Origin of the sequence: Paraburkholderia strydomiana, assembly GCF_031456815.1 — a bacterium.
GTDB classification, from domain to species: domain Bacteria; phylum Pseudomonadota; class Gammaproteobacteria; order Burkholderiales; family Burkholderiaceae; genus Paraburkholderia; species Paraburkholderia caledonica.
The window spans coordinates 64398-83172 of sequence record NZ_JAVDVL010000018.1; the positions used below are offsets into that span (position 1 = coordinate 64398).

Annotated in this window: 19 protein-coding genes; 15 read left to right on the forward strand and 4 right to left on the reverse strand. The window is 59.7% G+C overall.

Annotation, left to right across the window (positions count from 1 at the left end):
• The first annotated feature begins 9 nt into the window (after positions 1–9).
• On the forward strand, positions 10–1434 hold the full coding sequence (locus J2W46_RS31215) for an amidohydrolase family protein (protein WP_310359279.1): 1425 nt from the start codon (positions 10–12) through the stop codon (positions 1432–1434).
• 335 nt (positions 1435–1769) lie between these two features.
• Positions 1770–3656 (forward strand): methyl-accepting chemotaxis protein, encoded by a 1887-nt coding sequence (locus tag J2W46_RS31220; RefSeq protein ID WP_131319469.1) that lies wholly within the window; start codon positions 1770–1772, stop codon positions 3654–3656.
• Positions 3657–3693: 37 nt separating this feature from the next.
• Here J2W46_RS31220 and catC read toward each other — a convergent pair whose 3' ends face one another.
• The 3 genes from catC to J2W46_RS31235 form a co-directional block, all read right to left on the reverse strand.
• On the reverse strand, positions 3694–3972 hold the full coding sequence (gene catC / locus J2W46_RS31225; protein WP_087754610.1) for a muconolactone Delta-isomerase: 279 nt from the start codon (positions 3970–3972) through the stop codon (positions 3694–3696).
• Positions 3973–4047: 75 nt separating this feature from the next.
• Positions 4048–5175 (reverse strand): muconate/chloromuconate family cycloisomerase, encoded by a 1128-nt coding sequence (locus J2W46_RS31230; protein WP_310359345.1) that lies wholly within the window; start codon positions 5173–5175, stop codon positions 4048–4050.
• A 104-nt stretch (positions 5176–5279) separates the two neighbouring features.
• On the reverse strand, positions 5280–6203 hold the full coding sequence (locus J2W46_RS31235; RefSeq protein ID WP_310359281.1) for a LysR family transcriptional regulator: 924 nt from the start codon (positions 6201–6203) through the stop codon (positions 5280–5282).
• A gap of 174 nt (positions 6204–6377) precedes the next feature.
• On the opposite strand from J2W46_RS31235, the gene catA reads away from it, so the two are divergent.
• The 11 genes from catA (at position 6378) to J2W46_RS31290 (ending at position 16581) form a co-directional block, all read left to right on the forward strand.
• On the forward strand, positions 6378–7313 hold the full coding sequence (catA, locus tag J2W46_RS31240) for a catechol 1,2-dioxygenase (protein WP_310359283.1): 936 nt from the start codon (positions 6378–6380) through the stop codon (positions 7311–7313).
• 106 nt (positions 7314–7419) lie between these two features.
• Entirely contained in the window at positions 7420–8778 is a 1359-nt protein-coding gene (locus J2W46_RS31245; protein ID WP_310359285.1) for a Rieske 2Fe-2S domain-containing protein, read from the forward strand.
• Positions 8775–9263: a benzoate 1,2-dioxygenase small subunit gene (gene benB, locus J2W46_RS31250; RefSeq protein ID WP_310359286.1), complete on the forward strand. Its 489-nt coding sequence runs from the start codon at positions 8775–8777 to the stop codon at positions 9261–9263. The genes J2W46_RS31245 and benB overlap by 4 nt, the downstream gene beginning before the upstream one ends.
• 39 nt (positions 9264–9302) lie before the next feature.
• Positions 9303–10325: a benzoate 1,2-dioxygenase electron transfer component BenC gene (gene benC / locus J2W46_RS31255; protein WP_310359288.1), complete on the forward strand. Its 1023-nt coding sequence runs from the start codon at positions 9303–9305 to the stop codon at positions 10323–10325.
• Positions 10322–11098, forward strand: coding sequence for a benzoate diol dehydrogenase BenD (benD, locus tag J2W46_RS31260; protein WP_310359290.1), 777 nt, complete (start codon positions 10322–10324; stop codon positions 11096–11098). The genes benC and benD overlap by 4 nt, the downstream gene beginning before the upstream one ends.
• Positions 11099–11124: 26 nt before the next feature.
• Positions 11125–11535 carry a Rid family hydrolase gene (locus tag J2W46_RS31265; protein WP_310359292.1) on the forward strand — a complete coding sequence of 137 codons (411 nt, stop codon included), beginning with the start codon at positions 11125–11127 and terminating at the stop codon, positions 11533–11535.
• Positions 11536–11733: 198 nt separating this feature from the next.
• The gene (locus J2W46_RS31270) at positions 11734–11955 is read left to right on the forward strand and encodes a hypothetical protein (RefSeq protein ID WP_370687565.1); all 222 of its coding nucleotides are present in this window, start codon (positions 11734–11736) and stop codon (positions 11953–11955) included.
• A gap of 321 nt (positions 11956–12276) precedes the next feature.
• A complete protein-coding gene (locus J2W46_RS31275) occupies positions 12277–13047 on the forward strand; it encodes a gamma-glutamyl-gamma-aminobutyrate hydrolase family protein (RefSeq protein WP_310359293.1) in 771 nt (256 codons plus the stop codon).
• A gap of 60 nt (positions 13048–13107) precedes the next feature.
• Entirely contained in the window at positions 13108–14442 is a 1335-nt protein-coding gene (locus J2W46_RS31280) for a glutamine synthetase family protein (protein ID WP_310359295.1), read from the forward strand.
• A 69-nt stretch (positions 14443–14511) separates the two neighbouring features.
• On the forward strand, positions 14512–15948 hold the full coding sequence (locus J2W46_RS31285) for an aspartate aminotransferase family protein (protein WP_310359297.1): 1437 nt from the start codon (positions 14512–14514) through the stop codon (positions 15946–15948).
• A gap of 171 nt (positions 15949–16119) precedes the next feature.
• Complete coding sequence (locus J2W46_RS31290) at positions 16120–16581, forward strand: TerB family tellurite resistance protein (RefSeq protein ID WP_310359299.1); 462 nt, start codon at positions 16120–16122, stop codon at positions 16579–16581.
• Here the strand turns inward: J2W46_RS31290 and J2W46_RS31295 are convergent.
• On the reverse strand, positions 16554–17435 hold the full coding sequence (locus J2W46_RS31295; RefSeq protein WP_020066102.1) for a LysR family transcriptional regulator: 882 nt from the start codon (positions 17433–17435) through the stop codon (positions 16554–16556). The genes J2W46_RS31290 and J2W46_RS31295 overlap by 28 nt on opposite strands.
• A gap of 132 nt (positions 17436–17567) precedes the next feature.
• Here J2W46_RS31295 and J2W46_RS31300 point away from each other — a divergent pair, with 132 nt between their 5' ends.
• Both J2W46_RS31300 and J2W46_RS31305 read left to right on the forward strand, forming a co-directional pair.
• Positions 17568–18320 carry a TerC family protein gene (locus J2W46_RS31300; protein ID WP_087754729.1) on the forward strand — a complete coding sequence of 251 codons (753 nt, stop codon included), beginning with the start codon at positions 17568–17570 and terminating at the stop codon, positions 18318–18320.
• An 86-nt stretch (positions 18321–18406) separates the two neighbouring features.
• Positions 18407–18700 carry a TFIIB-type zinc ribbon-containing protein gene (locus J2W46_RS31305; protein WP_087754597.1) on the forward strand — a complete coding sequence of 98 codons (294 nt, stop codon included), beginning with the start codon at positions 18407–18409 and terminating at the stop codon, positions 18698–18700.
• The last annotated feature ends 75 nt before the right edge of the window (positions 18701–18775 follow it).

The following is an 18775-nucleotide window of genomic DNA, read 5'->3' on the forward strand; positions in this document are numbered from 1 at the left end:
ACCATCGATATGAGCATACTGATTCGCAATGCAGCGGCCATCATGACCGGCGGCAACGGCAGCGCCGAAGAACCCGCGCGCGTGGACGGACCGGACATCCGCATCGAAGGCGAGACGATCGCAGCGATTGGCAGGCTCGCGCCGCGCGAGGGCGAGACGATCGTCGATGCCTCCGATTGCGTGGTCTATCCGGCGTGGGTCAACACGCATCATCATCTTTTCCAGTCGCTGCTCAAGGGCGATCCTGCGGGACTCAACGCCTCCCTCACGCCGTGGCTCGCCGCGACGCCGTATCGCTTTCGCGTACTCTTCGATGAGAAGCGCTTCCGCCTCGCTGCCCGCATCGGGCTGATCGAACTGATGCGCTCGGGATGCACGACGGTCGCGGATCACAACTACCTGTACTACCCGGGTATGCCGTTCGACAGTTCGGCGATCCTCTTCGACGAAGCGGACAAGCTCGGCCTGCGCTTCGTGCTGCTGCGCGGCGGCGCGACGCGCACGCGCCAGCTCGAAGCCGAGTTGCCGACCGCGCTTCGGCCCGAGTCGCTCGATGCCTATCTCGCCGATATCGAGCGGCTGGCGTCGACTTATCACGATGCCTCACCGCGCGCAATGCGTCGTGTCGCGATGGCGCCGACCACCGTGCTCTATTCGATTTCGCCGCACGAGATGAGCGAGACGGCCAGCGTCGCGCGCAGGCTCGGCTTGAGGATGCACAGTCACCTGTCGGAAACGGTTGGCTATCAGGACAGCGCGAAGGCGATGCATGGCGCGACGCCGGTCGAGTTCTGCGGCGAATACGACTGGCTCGGCGACGACGTCTGGTTCGCGCATCTCGTCAAGCTCGATGCACACGAGATCGCGCTGCTCGCCGAGACTGGGACCGGGGTCGCGCATTGTCCGCAATCGAACGGGCGGCTCGGCAGCGGCATCGCGCCGGTGCGCCAGATGGCGGACGCGGGCGTGCGAGTGTCGATCGGCGTCGATGGCGCGGCGTCCAACGAAGCCGCCGACATGATCTCCGAGGTCCACATGGCGTGGCTCGCGCAGCGCGCGCGGCGCGGCATGGCGGCGCAACCTGTCTATCGGGGCGGCACGTTCGAAGGCGGCGCCGACGCTGCTTCGGTGGAAGAAGTCGTGCACTGGGGGACGGCGGGTGGCGCGCGCGTGCTCGGTCTCGAAGGCGTCGGGCGAATTGCGCCGGGCTACTCCGCCGATATCGCCGTGTACCGGCTCGACGATCCCCGCTACTTCGGTCTGCACGATCCAGCGATCGGACCGGTTGCGTCGGGCGGACGGCCGACGGTCGCGGCACTATTCTCGGCGGGGCGCTGCGTGGTGAAGGACGATGCCGTGGCGAATGTCGATCTCGGCGAACTACGACGGCAAGCGCTGGCCGAGGTCAGCGGGATACTGGCAGAAGTGGCGTAACGGCGGCTTTGCCCGCTGGTGCATCTCCGGTGGCGAAGTCAGGCCTGCTACGGCGGCCCTCGACTGACATACTGCCTAAAGGAACAATTTTGTGCGCCAACTGCGGTGAGAAAATTGTTCCTGAGAGCGCCCGAGCCCACGGCCCCCCTCAACACAAACAATCCCCAACGCCAACACAACACGCGCCCATGCCGCAGAAATATTTCGAAGTTTGGCACCAACTCCGCTCAAGCACCCAGAAACCAGGCCGACAACCATCATAACGGCCCGCTCTGCGGCCGTTGCGCTCAACAAAACATTACGGTTCAAGTTCAGATACTGCTCAGAGGTCATTTGTGAAGCTTACGAGTTCGATCGCCTTCAAGTTCAGCGCTGTGGCCGGTGCTGCACTCGCGGTTGCGGTTCTTCTTCTCACCACGGTCGGCGCGCGGAATGTGCGGCAGCAGGCTGTCGACCAGTTCGAGCGATCCAGCCATGAGCGCATTCTTCAGGCCGATGAATCGCTCGACACCAATTTCCGCGAGGTCGAGCAAAACATCAGCTACCTGGTACAGACAACGCAACTAAGAGCGGCTGACCAGAGCATCACCGATTATCTGAGCCACGGCGGACAGATGACGCCGGATGCTAACGGCGAAACTGAAAAAACCATTTTCGCCCTGCTCAAGCAGTTCGGCGACAGTCACCCGAACATGCGATACCTCGATATCGGCACGCGCTGGGGCGGCTACGTTCAGTGGCCAATCGAGAGCATGAATGGCGATCACTACGATCCTCGCGTGAGGCCGTGGTATCAGTTAGCGTTGACGGCGCCCGATCGCGTCGTGCGCCCTGCTCCCTATCTGAGCGCAGCGGGCTCCGGCGGTGCGATCATTTCGTTTGCTCGTGTCGTGAAAGACAGCAAGGGAGAAATCCTCGGCGTGCTCGAGGGCGACATCTCGCTTGCTGACTTCGCTCGCCTCACCAGCGGTATCAAGTTCGGCAAGACGGGCTACCTGCTCGTCGCGGACAACAACGGAAAGATCCTGATCGACCCCAGGGCCAAGGAACACGAGTTCAAGGATCTGAAAAGCCTTGGCGGCGGCTACGCGCAACTGGCCGCGTCGTCCGACGGGCTGACCACTGTGCAGATGGACGGCGTTTCATACGAATCCTTCGTCTATACGTCGCCGAAGAACGGCTGGAAATACTTCGCCCTGGTGCCAGGGCCGGAAATGATGGCGGCCGCGAACAAGCTGACTTTGACGCTGATCGCGACGGGTCTTCTCGTGCTGGCCGCAGGACTTGGTATGACGATCCTGCTCGGGCGGAAGATGACCGGTCCGATCCGCAGCCTCGCCAGTTCGATGCATGAGATCGCCGCCGGCGACGGTGACCTGACCCGGCGGCTGCCGCTCGATAGCGAAGATGAAGTCGGACTTCTCGCGCGCCAGTTCAATGCGTTTGTCGCGAAGCTCCACGGCGTCATGCAGAAGGTCGTGAGCAGCAGCGGCCATCTCGAACTTGCGGCGGGTGAAGTATCGTCAGGCAATCTGGACCTGTCATCGCGGACTGAGCAGCAGGCGGCTTCGCTGCAGCAGACGGCTGCGAGCATGGAGGAGCTTGCCGGAACGGTACGCGGCACGGCCGAACAGGCGAAGAGCGCCAATAGCGTGGCGAGCGGCGCAGTAGAGACAGCGCATCGCGGGAATGAAGCGGTTTTGAAGGCCGCGAACACGATGAACGCCGCGGTCGAGCAATCCAGCAAGATTGTAGGGATCGTCGGCATGATAGAAGGCATCGCATTCCAGACGAACATCCTCGCTTTGAACGCAGCGGTTGAGTCCGCCCGTGCGGGCGAAAGCGGACGCGGCTTTGCCGTCGTCGCCGCCGAAGTTCGCAACCTTGCCCAACGCTCAACGACCGCAGCCAAAGAGATCAAGGGACTGCTGGAGTCATCGGTCGTGAATGTCGAGGCAGGTGCCGAACAGGTCAACCTCGCCGGAAAGACCATTGCCGAGTTGGCCACCGCCATTTCGCATGTCGCGACGATCACGGGCGAGATTGCCACGTCGGCTCGCGAACAGAGCCGTGCGATCGACGAAGTGAATCAGGCCGTCGCCTTGATGGACCAATCGACCCAGCAGAATGCCGCACTTGTCGAGGAAATAGCCGCAGCTTCGGATTCGCTCAAGTCGCAGGGCCACGAACTCAACTCCACCGTCCGCTTTTTCAAGCTGTAGGGCTGGCGGCACTGCCTGGACCTATCGGTCCGGGCTTCTATCGTATCGACGAAGGGTGACGTGCAAGCGCTGTCACCTCGATCGACATGTACGGAAATAGCGGTAGGCCAGAAAGAATCTCGTGTAGCTCGTCGTGCGAGTCGACGTCGAAGATACTGTAGTTCGCATACTGACCGACGACCCGGTGCAATTGCTGCCATTTCCCCTGCCGCTGTAATTCTTGCGAATATTCCTTTTCACGGGCCTTAATCTCATTGGCCTGAACGACCGGCATATCTTGCGGCAGGTGTACATCCATTCTTGCGAGATACAGCATGTTCTCCTCCTTGCGCGACGCCCTTCTCCATTGCTGGCGATTGCGTCATAACGAATGTGGAATGGCCCGGTGTGCTCAGGCCTGTTTATCACGGCGGTAAAAAGCGAGCTTTTCTTCATCGATCTGAAGTCCGAGCCCCGGCCCTTCAGGAAGATGCAAGTCGAAGTCGCGATACTGGGGGCGAGCCGTCACCACGTCATCCTTTAGCAGGAGTGGCCCAAAAAGCTCAGTACCCCATGACAATTGCGGAAGTGCACTGAATCCGTGCGCGGAAGCAATCGAGCCGATGCTGCCTTCGAGCATGGTGCCGCCGTATAGCGCCACGCCGGCGGCGTCGGCGACGGCAGCGGTCCGCATCATCGCGTAGATACCGCCGGACTTCGCAATCTTCAGCGCGAAAACGTCGGCGCACGAGCCACGTACAAGATCGAGAGCGTCTTCGGGACCCGTGACGCCCTCGTCCGCCATGATCGGCACGATGAAGCGAGCAGCGAGGCGGGCAAGCGCTCCACGTTGCTCGCGTGGCGTGGGTTGCTCGATGAGGTCGATGCCGGCCGCTTCCAGCGCGGCAATTCCCAGTGCGGCATCGATTTCGTTCCATGCCTGATTCACGTCCACGGTGATTCTTGCGCGGTCCCCGAGGGCTGCCTTGATTTTGGACACGTGCGCTACGTCGTCGCGAACGCTACGCCGTCCAATCTTCAGCTTGAACGTATCGTGCCGACGTTCGGCAAGAAGCATTTCGGCTTCTTCGATGTCGCGATAGGTGTCGCCGCTCGCGAGCGTCCAGAGCACCGGAAGCGTCTTGCGAACAGATCCGCCGAGCAGCGCCGACAGCGGCACACCAAGACGTTTTCCCTGTGCGTCCAGCAGCGCCGTTTCAATGCCGGACTTGGCGAACCGGTTGCCGCGGGCCGCCTTGTTCAGCTTGAGCATGACGTCGTTGATGTTGGTCGCGTCTTGTCCCACCAACACTGGCGCCAGATATGTGTCGATGGTCAGTTTGATGCCTTCGGGACTTTCTTCGCCGTAAGAGAGACCGCCGATAGTCGTCGCCTCCCCTATGCCCTCGATGTCGTCGCTTGCGCGAAGGCGGATGATGACCATGGTTTGTTGCTGCATCGTCGCCATGGAGAGCTGATGCGCGCGAATGGTTGGAAGGTCAACCAGAATCGCTTCGACAGAGGTGATTTGGGGATTCATACCTGGGATGACGAGATGGATAGGTTGCAGAAGTATTGCTCGCGCAATCTTCCCCTGTCCAAGACCATCGACGTCTAGTGCCATACCCGCGAGGTATGACAGGCTTACCGACCCCCGTCCGTGCGGGCGACGGATGCCACCTGCTCTTCCTCGTACAGCCGATAAATCAGATCGAGCATCTCGCTTATATCGCGCGACTCGTCCATCGCACGCACACTCATGATGATTGGCGACACCAGAGTCGGGTCGTCCAGTTCCTTGTAGCTCACGTCGTCGCGCTTCAAACCATAGACGCTGCTCGGGACAATGGAAATCCCCTCGCCTGCGGCGACTAGCCCCAACGCAATCTGTATTTCGCGGACTTCATAGATCTTTCGCGGCTTTAACCCACGATCCTCAAAAGCAGCGAGGACCTGGTCCGCGTAGCTCGGACGGGGCGTTTTCGGGTAGATGATGAGCGTTTCGTTTACGAGGTCGCGCAAGGCCGACACAGGCCTGGAAATCGAAAGCGGGTGGCCGAGAGGGAACGCGACAATCATCTTCTCTTCTCGCAGAACCACTCGCCTTATGTTCGGATCTTCTAGCCGGATGCGGCCAAAGCCGATGTCGATGCGGCCGTCTTTGAGCGCCCTGATCTGGTCGGTAGTCGACATTTCGTGAAGGCTGAGTTCGACGGTCGGGTTTTCGTCGCGAAAGCGGCGGATTATTTTTGGCAGCAACCCGTAGAGCGTCGATGCGACAAAGCCGACGGACATGCTGCGCTCGATGTTGCCGACTCTGCGCGTCATCGATTCGAGTTCTGAAGTCTGTGCCAGCAATTGCACCGCGTGGCCGTAAAAGAACTTGCCCGTCTCCGTCAGTTTCAGCGGGCGCGAGTTTCTTTCGAAGAGTTGCACGCCCAACGTCTCTTCCAGTTGCTGTATCTGCCGACTGAGCGGGGGCTGGGCGATGTGAAGCCGTTGCGCGGCACGCGTGAAGTTCCGCTCCTCGGCAACCGCCACGAAGTACCGGAGGTGTCGTAGCTCCATTTAATACCTCTCAGATATAGCCCGATACTAAATCGGTGTTGGACCGGTCGGTTTGGCCTCAACTATCCTGCATGCATACCGAGTTTCACAACCCGATTATACCTTCTGAGCATACTTAATCTGCGCAGAAACAAGGGTTAACCCCATCGAAAAATAGAGAGTCAGGAGCAGACAATGAACGCCAAAGTGTTTGAAACGAACGAAGTGCAGAGCCTTCTTGCGGCCGCCGCCAACCTCGGTCGCGAGGACGGCAATGCCCGCGCCAAGGAGATCACCCATCGCCTGTTGAGCGACCTGTTCAAGGCTATCGACGACCTCGACATGACCCCCGATGAAATCTGGGCGGGCGTGACCTACTTCAATAAGCTCGGACAAGACGGCGAAGCGGCGCTTCTGGCTGCAGGTCTTGGGCTGGAAAAGTATCTCGACATTCGCATGGATGCGCAGGACCTCGAGGCAGACATTCATGGAGGCACGCCGCGAACCATTGAAGGACCGTTGTATGTCGCCGGCGCGCCGGTTCGCGACGGTGTGTCGAAAATCGATATCAATCCCGACGCAGACGCTGGCCCGCTCATCATTCATGGCACCGTGACCGGACCCGATCGCAAGCCCGTGGCGGGCGCGGTGGTCGAGTGCTGGCATGCCAACTCGAAGGGCTTCTATTCGCACTTCGACCCGACCGGTGCACAAAGCGAGTTCAACCTTCGCGGCGCAGTGCGAACCGGTGCCGACGGTAAATACGAATTCCGCACGCTCATGCCGGTTGGCTACGGCTGCCCGCCGCAGGGTGCGACCCAGCAACTGCTGAACATGCTTGCTCGACACGGTAATCGTCCGGCGCATGTGCACTTCTTCGTCACCAGCGATAAAACACGCAAGCTGACGACGCAAATCAACATCGAAGGCGACCCGCTGATCTGGGACGACTTCGCCTATGCGACCCGCGAAGAACTCGTACCTCACGTGGTCGAGAAGACCGGCGGCATTGCCTTGGGTCTGAAGGCGGATGCGTACAAAGAGATCCAGTTCGACATTGCGCTGAGCCCATTGATCCAGGGTAAGGACACTCAGTTGGTCAATCGCCCAAGGGCGTCAGCTGCGGTCTAACCGCTCGACACGGCGGCTTTCTGACCGACTCGCTGCCTGATTCTCCGCATAAATCACTGAACCGATGCAAGGGCTCCGCCATGGAGCCCGCATAGGGAGAGCAAACATGTCTGCAATTATCGACAAGGCGTTGAAGCTGGAAGACCTGCTGAGTAATGCAGTGCAAGACGACAAAGAAAACGGTGTTTTCCGCTGCCGCCGTGACATCTTCACCAACGCCGATTTGTACGAACTCGAGATGAAGCACATCTTCGAGAGCAACTGGGTTTATCTCGCACACGAAAGCCAGATTCCTGATAACAACGACTACTACACCACGTCGATTGGTCGTCAGCCGATCGTCATTACCCGTGACAAGGCCGGCGAATTGCACGCGGTCATCAATGCTTGCGCGCACAAAGGTGCAATGCTGTGTCGCCGCAAGCACGGCAACAAGAGCAGTTTCACCTGCCCTTTTCACGGTTGGACTTTCTCGAATGCGGGGAAGCTTCTGAAAGTGAAGGATGAGAAGACCACCGAATATCCGATGCAATTCAACAAGCAAGGTTCTCACGACCTGAAGAAGGTTGCGCGCTTCGAGAGCTATCGCGGCTTTCTGTTTGGCAGTCTCAATGCCGACGTGATGCCGCTTGAGGATTACCTCGGCGAGACGAAGGTCATCATCGACCAGATCGTTGCGCAAGCACCGGACGGCCTTGAGGTGTTGCGCGGAAACTCCTCGTATATCTACGACGGCAACTGGAAGATGCAGATGGAAAACGGTTGCGACGGCTATCACGTCAGCACCGTCCACTGGAACTATGCCGCGACGATGGGCCGGCGCAAGGAAGAAGGCACCAAGGCAGTGGATGCGAACAGCTGGAGCAAGTCGATTGCCGGCGTGTACGGATTCGAGCACGGTCATATCCTGCTGTGGACCAACACCATGAACCCGGAAGTGAGACCGGTTTATCGGCACCGCGACGAAATCACGGCGCGTGTGGGCGAAGACAAGGGCAAATTCGTCATCAACCAGACTCGCAATCTGTGCCTTTATCCCAATGTCTTTCTGATGGATCAGTTCAGCACGCAGATTCGTGTGGTTCGTCCGATTAGCGTAGACCGGACCGAAGTCAGCATCTTCTGTTTCGCCCCCAAGGGCGAGAGTGCCGAAGACCGCGCGACCCGCATTCGCCAATACGAAGATTTCTTCAACGTATCTGGCATGGGGACCAGCGACGACCTCGAAGAATTTCGCGCGTGCCAGTCCGGTTACGCCGGTTCAACGACGATGTGGAACGACCTCTCGCGCGGTGCTCCGCTGTGGATTCACGGACCCGACGAAAACGCCAAAAGCATGGGCTTGAATCCGCTCATCTCCGGAGAGCGGAGCGAAGACGAGGGCCTCTTTGTCGTTCAGCACGAGTATTGGCTGCAGGTCATGCGCGAAGCGTTGCGAAAAGAACAGGCGGAGGCGACGGTATGAGCTTCGACTATCAAAAATTATGTCGCGCGCTCTATCAGGAAGCCCGTTTCCTGGATGACCGTCAATGGGACGAGTGGCTTGCCTGCTATACCGAGGACGTCACTTACTGGATGCCGGCGTGGGACGACGATGACAGTCTGACGGAAGACCCGCAGACGCAGATTTCGTTGATGTACTACCCGGATCGCGGTGGGCTCGAAGACCGCGTGTTCCGCATCAAGACCGAACGAAGCGGCGCTTCGATGCCGGAACCGCGCACGAGCCACAACGTGACCAATGTGGAAGTGCTGGCTGAACGTGATGGCGAGGTGGACCTTCGGTACAACTTCAACACGCTCATTCATCGCTACAGGATTACCGACCAGTTCTTCGGCACGATGTACGTCACCTTGCGCAAGGTCGACGACCGTCTGCTGATTGCCAGCAAGAAGATTGCACTGAAGAACGACTATATCCGACAGGTACTCGACGTCTATCACGTTTGATGCGACCGGTCGAATAGAGACAAGGAAGTAGGAGACAACATGTCCAGCTACAACATTGCACTGAACTTCGAAGACGGAGTAACCCGCTTCGTCGAATGCAAGGCCGGCGAGAAAGTTCTCGATGCCGCCTTTCGCGCCAGAATCAACTTGCCGATGGACTGTTCCGACGGCGTATGCGGTACCTGCAAATGCCGGGCGGAGAGTGGCCGCTACGATCTGGGCGACGACTATATAGAAGACGCGTTGACCGACGACGAGAAGCAGAGCGGTCTCGTCCTCACATGTCAGATGGTTCCGGAAAGCGATTGTGTCATTGCCGTCCCCGCGTCATCGACGGCCTGCAAGACTGAGCAGAGCAAGTTCACCGCGACGGTCACAAAGGTCGAAAAGCACAACGACGCGGCCGTGGTGCTAGAGATGAATGTTGACGGCACTCCTCCCGTGTTCCTTGCCGGTCAGTACGTCAACATCGATGTACCCGGCAGCGGCCAACATCGCTCCTACTCGTTCTCCTCGTTGCCCGGCGAATCGAAAATCTGCTTTTTGATCAAGAAGATTTCCGGCGGCGTCATGAGCACATGGCTCGAATCGGCCCAGCCGGGCAACAAGGTTCAGTTGACTGGACCGATGGGCACCTTCTATTTGCGTGCAGTCGAACGGCCCTTGTTGTTCCTCGCGGGAGGTACTGGGCTGGCCCCATTCCTGTCGATGCTGGAAGTGTTGGCCCGCGCGAACTCCCAGCAGAAGGTGCACCTCATCTACGGTGTGACGCGAGACCTCGACCTGGTTCTGGTCGAAGACATTCAGGCATACACGTTGAGGCTTCCGAATTTCACGTTCAGCACCGTTGTGGCCGCAACCGAATCCGCGCACCCGCGCAAGGGCTGGGTGACACAGCACATGCCCGCAGAATGTTTGAACGACGGAGATGTCGACGTGTACCTGTGCGGCCCGCCGCCGATGGTGGACGCCGTACGCCAATACTTCGACGAAAACGGCGTAGAGCCAGCCAGCTTTCACTACGAAAAATTTACCCCTAACGCTGCCCCGGTGGACGCATGAACGCGCAACGGTTCGAAGGCAAGGTAATGGTCGTCACGGGAGCGGCGCAGGGAATCGGGCGCGGCGTTGCTCTGCGTGCAGCATCGGAGGGTGCGCAAGTACTGTTGGTGGACCGCGCTGAGTTTGTCCACGATGTCGCCGCCGAGGCGATCGGTGCCGAGACAGCCGGCTTCGTCGCCGACCTCGAGACGTATGAAGGTGCGGCTTCGGCAATGGCTTTTGCCGCGCAAAAGTTTTGCCGGATCGACATCCTTGTGAATGGCGTCGGCGGCGCGATTCGCATGCGGCCTTTCGCGGAGTTCGAACCGGCTCAGATTGATGCTGAAATCCGCCGTTCCCTGATGCCGACCCTCTACGCGTGCCACGCTGTTTTGCCTCAGATGCTTTCGCAAGGCCATGGAACGATCGTCAACGTCTCATCGAATGCCACGCGAGGTATTCGCCGCGTGCCCTACTCGGCTGCCAAGGGCGGCGTCAATGCCCTCACCCAGTCGCTCGCGATGGAATACGGCGAATGCAACATCCGCGTGGTCGCTGCCGCCCCTGGTGGGACAGAGGCGCCTCCGCGACGCGTGCCTCGCAACGAAGCCGGAGATAACGAAGCGGAGCAAACCTGGATGAGCGAAGCCGTCAAGCAGGTGGCCGAGTCCACCTTCTTCAAGCGCTATGGAACGCTTGAAGAACAGGTGGCGCCGATTCTCTTTCTTGCATCCGACGAAGCTGGCTACATCACGGGCGCCGTGTTGCCGGTTGCCGGCGGCGACAACGGCTAGAGCCAAATCAGTCTGGAGACGCAGTAATGAAGGAACGCAAAGCCGTTGTGCCCGCCGGAATGGAGGCGGTGTACGAAAGAATCCGCTACGCCCCCGCGGTCAAGATCGGGAACACCATATACGTGTCCGGACAGGTGGGTCGCGATGAGAAGATGCAACTCGTCGAAGGTCGCGAAGCGCAGACAGTTCAAGCGTTCGAGAACCTGAAGAAAGTACTCGAGGCTGCAGGCGCTTCGCTGAGCGACGTGGTGGATCTCACCACGTTCCACACCGATTCGATGTCGACACCACCTCTCCCACGCTTTTCCAATTCCACTTCGCGGCAGCAAAGCGTGAATGATGCGAAATACCCAATACGCAATAGTCCTTCTTTTCAGCGACGAATTTGCGGACCGCCTCGGGAAAGCACCAAGCGCGTTTTTTCAGAAATGGTTTGACGGCGTTATTGGCTCGTATATCCTGACTTATAGGCGGTCGCCGTTCGCACATCGCAGGACACTCGCTGGTGTTTTGCGCCGCAGCGAAATCGCTTCACAGTGGTTCAAGGCGATCATCCCAACGTCCTGTTTCTTTAAACGCCCCGTGCGGATGAGCAGGCCGTTCGATACTTTCAACGTTGCCAGTCGAGTGTAATCGTGAGAGTCCGTGGCCCTTTGGTGAAATGGAACCGCAGCCAGGCGAGTTGTCCTCGCGCTGACGGCGCCATCGCCGACGGCAGCAGCGGCAGCCTTGCGTTCCGCCGCTTCGTGTCCGTCTTCACAATCCTTTCGCGTCGTTCAGTTCGACGTCACAACTCTATCTCCGCCCGCGCCTTCATTGCCGTGCGTACGGACGAAGTCGCCTCGCTGTTGCCCTAGCGCCTCCCTCTTTTTCGCCGTTGGATTCGTTCGTCTGCGCGAGCGCGTTTGCTCAAGCCGCGCGTTTGCGCATGTGCGGTGCTCAATGCCGTCCATGTGTTTCGCACGTGTCGGCCCGGATGTGCAGCGCACCGGCCCTTATCGAACGGCAAACCTGATCGTCACGCGCGGCGCGTTTCGTTGACGACGACCGCCTGCCCTACTCCGGCGGCTTGACGCATGGCGTCCGGCTGAGGACTGGTGCCGCGCTGACATTCACGGTGCGCACGCTGCGTTTCGCATCCGCTGGGTCACGCGGTTGAATACACACGTCAATTCGTTATGCGAAATAAACCATTGATTGGCATTACCGCCGATAGAACGACGACAGGACATCATCCTTCGCATGTGGTTGGTGAGAAGTACATCGCGGCAATTGTCGACGGGTCGCAGGCGCTCGCATTGCTGCTGCCTGCGCTGGGCGAGCGTCAGTCCACGGAAGATGTACTGGCCACTGTCGACGGTCTGTTTTTCACCGGCAGTTATTCGAATCTTGAGCCGCACCGTTACGGCGGCAAGCCTTGTGCGCCTGACACGCTGCACGATGCAGCCCGCGATGCAACGACGCTCCCGTTGATGCGCGCCGCGATTGCGGCGGGCGTGCCCGTGCTCGCCGTATGCCGTGGCTTGCAGGAAATGAACGTGGTGTTCGGCGGGACGTTGCATCAAAGCGTTCATGCGGTCGCGGGCTTTAGCGACCATCGCGAGAACAAGGAGGATCGCGTCGACCTGCAATACGCGCCGTCTCACACGGTCTTGCTGACGCATGGTGGCTTGTTGCAGCGTCTCGCGGACGGTGCAAACGAAGTGCGCGTGAACTCGTTGCATGACCAGGGTATCGAGCAGTTGGGTATGTGTCTCGTGGTCGAAGCCACTGCGCCGGACGGACTGATCGAAGCGGTGAGCGTGAGCGGTGCACGCGCTTTCGCGCTGGGCGTGCAGTGGCACCCGGAGTGGAAGCATGCGAGCGACCTCCTCTCCACTGCGATCTTTCGTGCGTTCGGCAATGCTTGCCGCGAACGCATGCGTGCCAAACGCGAGAACCGGCTATGAAACTCAGCTTGCCGACGCCAGGCAGGCTTGCGCGATAGCGCAACACACAGAGAGAAAATCATGCATGACATCGACGAATTTCTAAAGAAAAATCGCGTCACCGAAATCGAAGCGATCATCCCGGATATGGCGGGCATTGCTCGCGGCAAGATCATTCCGCGCAGCAAGTTCGAGTCGGGCGAGTCCATGCGCTTGCCGCAGGCCGTGATGATCCAGACCGTCACCGGAGACTATCCGGACGGCGGCACGCTCACGGGCGTCACCGACCCCGACATGGTATGCGTGCCCGACTCCAGCACGATACGAATGATTCCGTGGGCCGTCGACCCGACCGCTCAGGTGATTCACGATTGCGTTCATTTCGACGGCACGCCTGTCGCCATCTCGCCCCGCCGCGTGCTGCGCCGTGTGCTCGAACTGTACAAGGCGAAGGGCTGGAAGCCGGTCATTGCACCCGAGCTCGAGTTCTATCTGGTCGATATGAACAAGGACCCCGACCTGCCGCTGCAGCCGCCCATTGGCCGCACCGGGCGCGCCGAGACCGGACGTCAGGCGTACTCGATAGAAGCGGTCAACGAATTCGACCCGCTTTTCGAAGACATCTACGAGTATTGCGACGTTCAGGAACTGGAGGTCGACACGCTGATTCATGAGGTGGGCGCCGCGCAGATGGAGATCAACTTCATGCATGGCGACCCGCTCAAACTCGCGGACAGTGTGTTCCTCTTCAAGCGCACGGTGCGCGAAGCGGCATTGCGGCACAAGATGTACGCCACTTTCATGGCCAAGCCGATGGAAGGCGAGCCTGGCTCGGCCATGCATATGCATCAAAGCCTCGTCGACGGGGAAACCGGCCGCAATCTTTTTACCGGCGCCGACGGCAAGCCCACGTCGCTTTTCACCAGCTACATAGCGGGCTTGCAAAAATACACGCCCGCGTTGATGCCGATCTTTGCCCCATACATCAATTCATATCGGCGTCTCTCGCGCTTCATGGCCGCGCCGATAAACGTCGCGTGGGGATACGACAATCGCACGGTGGGCTTTCGCATTCCGCATTCGGGGCCGGCTGCGCGCCGCATTGAAAACCGGATTCCCGGCGTGGACTGCAACCCGTACCTCGCAATAGCGGCAACGCTTGCGGCCGGTTATCTCGGCATGACACAAAAGCTCGACGCTACCGAACCGCTGCTGAGCGACGGATATGAGTTGCCCTACCAGCTACCGCGCAATCTCGAAGAGGGGCTGACATTAATGGGCGCCTGCGAGCCCATTGCAGAGGTACTCGGCGACAAGTTCGTGCGAGCGTACCTTGCGCTAAAAGAGACCGAATACGAAGCGTTCTTTCGCGTGATCAGTTCATGGGAACGCCGGCATCTGCTATTGCACGTGTGAATCAAACGCGAGCCCGAACCCGAGCCCGAACGCAAACGCAAACGCAGACGTGAGAAAACCGGAGGCAGTATGAGCTACAGAACAGAAGAAGTCGCCTACGTGCAACCTGCCGAACCTGCCGCAGGCGCACGCACCGCGCAGCAGCGCACCACCGCGGAGTACCGCGCGCTGGATGCCGCGCATCACATTCATCCGTTCTCCGACATGGGTGCGCTCAATCGCAGCGGCAGCCGCGTGATCGTGAAAGCCCACGGCGTGTACTTGTGGGATTCGGAAGGTAACAAGATTATCGACGGCATGGCGGGCCTGTGGTGCGTTAATGTCGGTTATGGCCGCAAAGAACTGGCCAATGCGGCGTACAGGCAAATGGAAGAACTGCCTTACTACAACACGTTCTTCAAAACCACTCACCCGCCGGTAATCGAGTTGTCGGCGTTGCTCGCGGAACTCGCGCCGGAGCCGTTCAATCACTTCTTCTACTGCAACAGTGGATCGGAAGCCAACGATACGGTGCTGCGTATCGTCCATCGATATTGGGCGACGCAGGGCAAGCACTCAAAAAAGGTCGTGATTTCGCGCAAGAACGGCTACCACGGCTCGACGATCGCAGGCGGTACGCTTGGCGGCATGGGCTACGTGCACGAGCAGATGCCGTCGAAAGTCGAGAACATCGTGCATATCGATCAACCTTATTTCTTCGGCGAAGCAAATAGCAGTCAGACACCGGAAGAGTTCGCGCTTGCCCGGGCGCAACAACTCGAAATGAAGATCCGGGAAATTGGCGCGCACAACGTGGCTGCGTTTATCGGCGAGCCTTTCCAGGGTGCGGGCGGCGTCATCTTTCCGGCGTCCACATACTGGCCGGAAATTGAGCGCATCTGCCGCAAGTACGACGTCCTGCTAGTCGCGGACGAAGTGATTGGTGGTTTTGGCCGTACCGGCGAATGGTTTGCTCATCAACATTTCGGTTTCAGGCCCGATCTGATCACAATGGCGAAAGGGCTGACGAGCGGTTATGTACCGATGGGCGCCGTCGGCCTGCACGACCGCATTGCCAAAGCGATTATCGAGAACGGCGAGTTCAATCATGGGCTGACATACTCGGGCCATCCGGTGGCCGCCGCCGTTGCGGTAGCAAATCTCAAACTGCTGCGCGACGAAAAAATTGTCGAGCGCGTCAAGACCGATACGGGACCCTACTTCCAGAAGAAACTGCGCGACACCTTCGCGCGCCATCCGATTGTCGGTGAGATTGCCGGTGCCGGACTGGTGGCGGGATTGCAGCTTGCGGAAGAACCCGCATCACGCAAACGCTTTGCTAATGGTGTTGATGTGGGCGGCGTTTGCCGGGACTTCTGCTTCAACGGCAATCTGATCATGCGCGCGAGCGGCGACCGTATGCTGCTGTCGCCGCCTCTCGTCATCAGCAAACAGGAGATCGACGAGCTTGTTTCGAAGGCGAAGAACGCGATCGACGCCACGGCAACGCAACTGGGCATTTCATGACGCAGGTCTTGCCTGCATGCAGGTGGAGGCAACCCGCGCCGCGATTTACAGCGAGCTGAAGCATCGGTTTTGCCGAACTATAACTTCGTTATTAACAGGTTTATCCGGCTTGGGTATTGCCGCAGACTGGGTTCACTTCAACACGGACATCGCCTACCAAAGGACCCGACCATGCGAACCTATCCGCGTAACAGCCCCCAGGCAGCAGCACGTATCGTCGCGCTGGCCCTCACTTCGGACGGCCACGTATGCAGTTCGGAAGAACGCGTGCTGGAAAAGCTGGACATCGCGGGCGAACTCGGTCTCGCGCCGGCCCAGTTCGCCCATATCGTGCAGACGCTCTGCGAGGATCGCTCGATCGCGCAGATGTCGTCCGCGCCTCCAATGGGCCGCCTGGACGCGGCCATGCTGACGACGCTCATCGACGAAATCGACGATCCCGTCTTGCGCCGCAAGATCATTCGTCTATGTGTTGCGGTAACGGTCGCGGACGACTATCTGGCCGACGGCGAAATTGCGTTGCTCGCTGCGGTCTTCAACGCATGGGGACACGACTTGAAACCGGCCGTGGGCCGCGCCGGGTTTAAGTGGCCCGCGTCGCGCGCTCATGGACGCGCAGTGGCCACCACCTGAGAAGCCAGCGCATGATGCTGGCCGCGGCGCGAGCGGATGGCGTGGATCTCATCGATTACTCCGTCCGCGCGGCCGAGCCAGCGCAGGCCGCGCAGTAGCGACAAATCTTCCGCACCTAGTTCAGCGAGCGGAAATACGCCCAGGCCGCGCGCGGCGAACACCGCCATCAGCGCGCTGTCCTCGAATTCGCCGACGACGCGCGGCCGGATGCCCTGCGAATCGAACCAGCGGTCGAGCCGCCCACGCAACGCGCCGTGGCGCGTCGGCAGGAGCACTGGCAAGTCGGCGAGGCACTGCGGAAACCCCGCGCGCGCCGATTTGCGCGCGATATCAGCCGGACCGTACCAGTCCACCGGCGAACCGGCGAGCCGCTGGCTCACCACCCGCAGATCGGAATTATGCGGCGCCGGTTGGCAAGCCAACACGAGATCGAGCCGGTGCAGTGCGAGTTCGGATAACAACTGCGCGTGCTCCCCTTCATGACACAAGAGCCTGAGCGACGGCGTGCCGAGCACCGGCGCGAGCAGTGCGTGCGCCGCCAGCTTCGAAATACCGTCGGACAGACCGACCGCCAACCGGGCGACGCCCTCGCCGCCCGCCTCGCGCATGTCATCGAGCAACGCCTCACCGAGCTGAAAGATCTGCTCGGCGCGACTAAAAGCGCTCTCGCCGGCTTCTGTCATCGCGACGCCTCGACCAGCGGGCTTGAGCAACTGACGCCCGATGGACTTCTCCAGTTCACGCACCTGCGCGCTGATGGTCTGAACGGCCATATCGAGCCGCTCTGCCGCGCGCGCAAAGCCGCCCTCTTTGACGACGATCCAGAAATAGTACAAGTGACGGTAGTTGAGCATGTAGGTGGTCCGCGACGATGAACTTCGGAAAAACCGATCTATCGCTCAGATTAACACTGGTTTATCCGATCACCGAGTGCGGCGATCATGATCGTTATTCCACCGTCATCCATTTATAAGCAGACGTACACCATGGACACCCTGCTCACACTCGCTGCCGACCCTGCCGCGTGGGTTGCGCTCCTCACGCTGGTCGTGATGGAGATCGTGCTCGGCATCGACAACCTCATCTTCATTTCGATCCTCAGCAACAAGCTGCCTGAGGCGCAGCGTGCTCGCACGCAGCGTCTTGGCATCATGCTCGCGCTAGGGCTGCGACTCGGGCTACTCGGTACGGTTGCCTGGATCGCGCAGTTGACCGCGCCCGCCATTACCCTGCTCGGCCACGCGTTCTCGTGGCGCGATCTTATTCTGCTCGGCGGCGGTCTCTTTCTCGTGTGGAAGGCAACGCGTGAAATGCATCACCACGTGGTTCACGCGGAAGAGGAACGCAGCAGCGCGGGCAGCACTGTCCAGTTGACCGTCGCTGGCGCAATCGGCCAGATTCTGGTGCTCGATATCGTGTTTTCGGTAGACAGCATCATCACGGCTGTCGGCATGACCGAGCATTTGCCGATCATGTTTCTCGCGGTCATTAGCGCCGTTATGGCGATGCTGTTCGCTGCTCGTCCGCTGTCGCAGTTTATCGAGCGCAATCCGACCATTGTGACGCTCGCATTGAGCTTTCTGCTCGTAATCGGCATGACGCTGATTGCGGAGGGCTTTGGAACGCATGTGCCGAAGGGCTACATCTATGTGGCGATGGCGTTCTCCGCGTTCGTCGAGGCGGTGAACATGCTGGTGCGCCGCGCGAAAACCAGGCGCGCAATCGGTACCGTTGAATAACCGGACCGGCGTTTTTCCGCCCGATCAAGTAGCGTGTCCGATCGGGCACACGGCGTCTTTGTACTTGTACTATAAGGAGCGACACCATGAAATGCCCTGCTTGCAAGACAACTGATCTGCTCATGACCGAGCGTCGCTCGATCGAGGTCGACTATTGCCCCAACTGTCGCGGCGTGTGGCTGGATCGCGGCGAGCTCGACAAGCTGATCGCGCAAGACACCGCGGAGACCGGCCTGCGCAGTGCGGCGAGCGCAAGCCGCCATGACCACCGGGAGCATGACCGCGCTTACGACAGTGACCGCCGGTACGAAGATCATCGCTCGGGTTATCGAACGCAAAAGAAGAAGCGTTCGATTTTCGACGTGTTCGATTTCGACTAAGCGCTCACCACTTTCTTTCGAGCATGGCTGCGACGTGGTGGCCGCATAGGCGGCGTGCGGCCACTACCCGCGCTC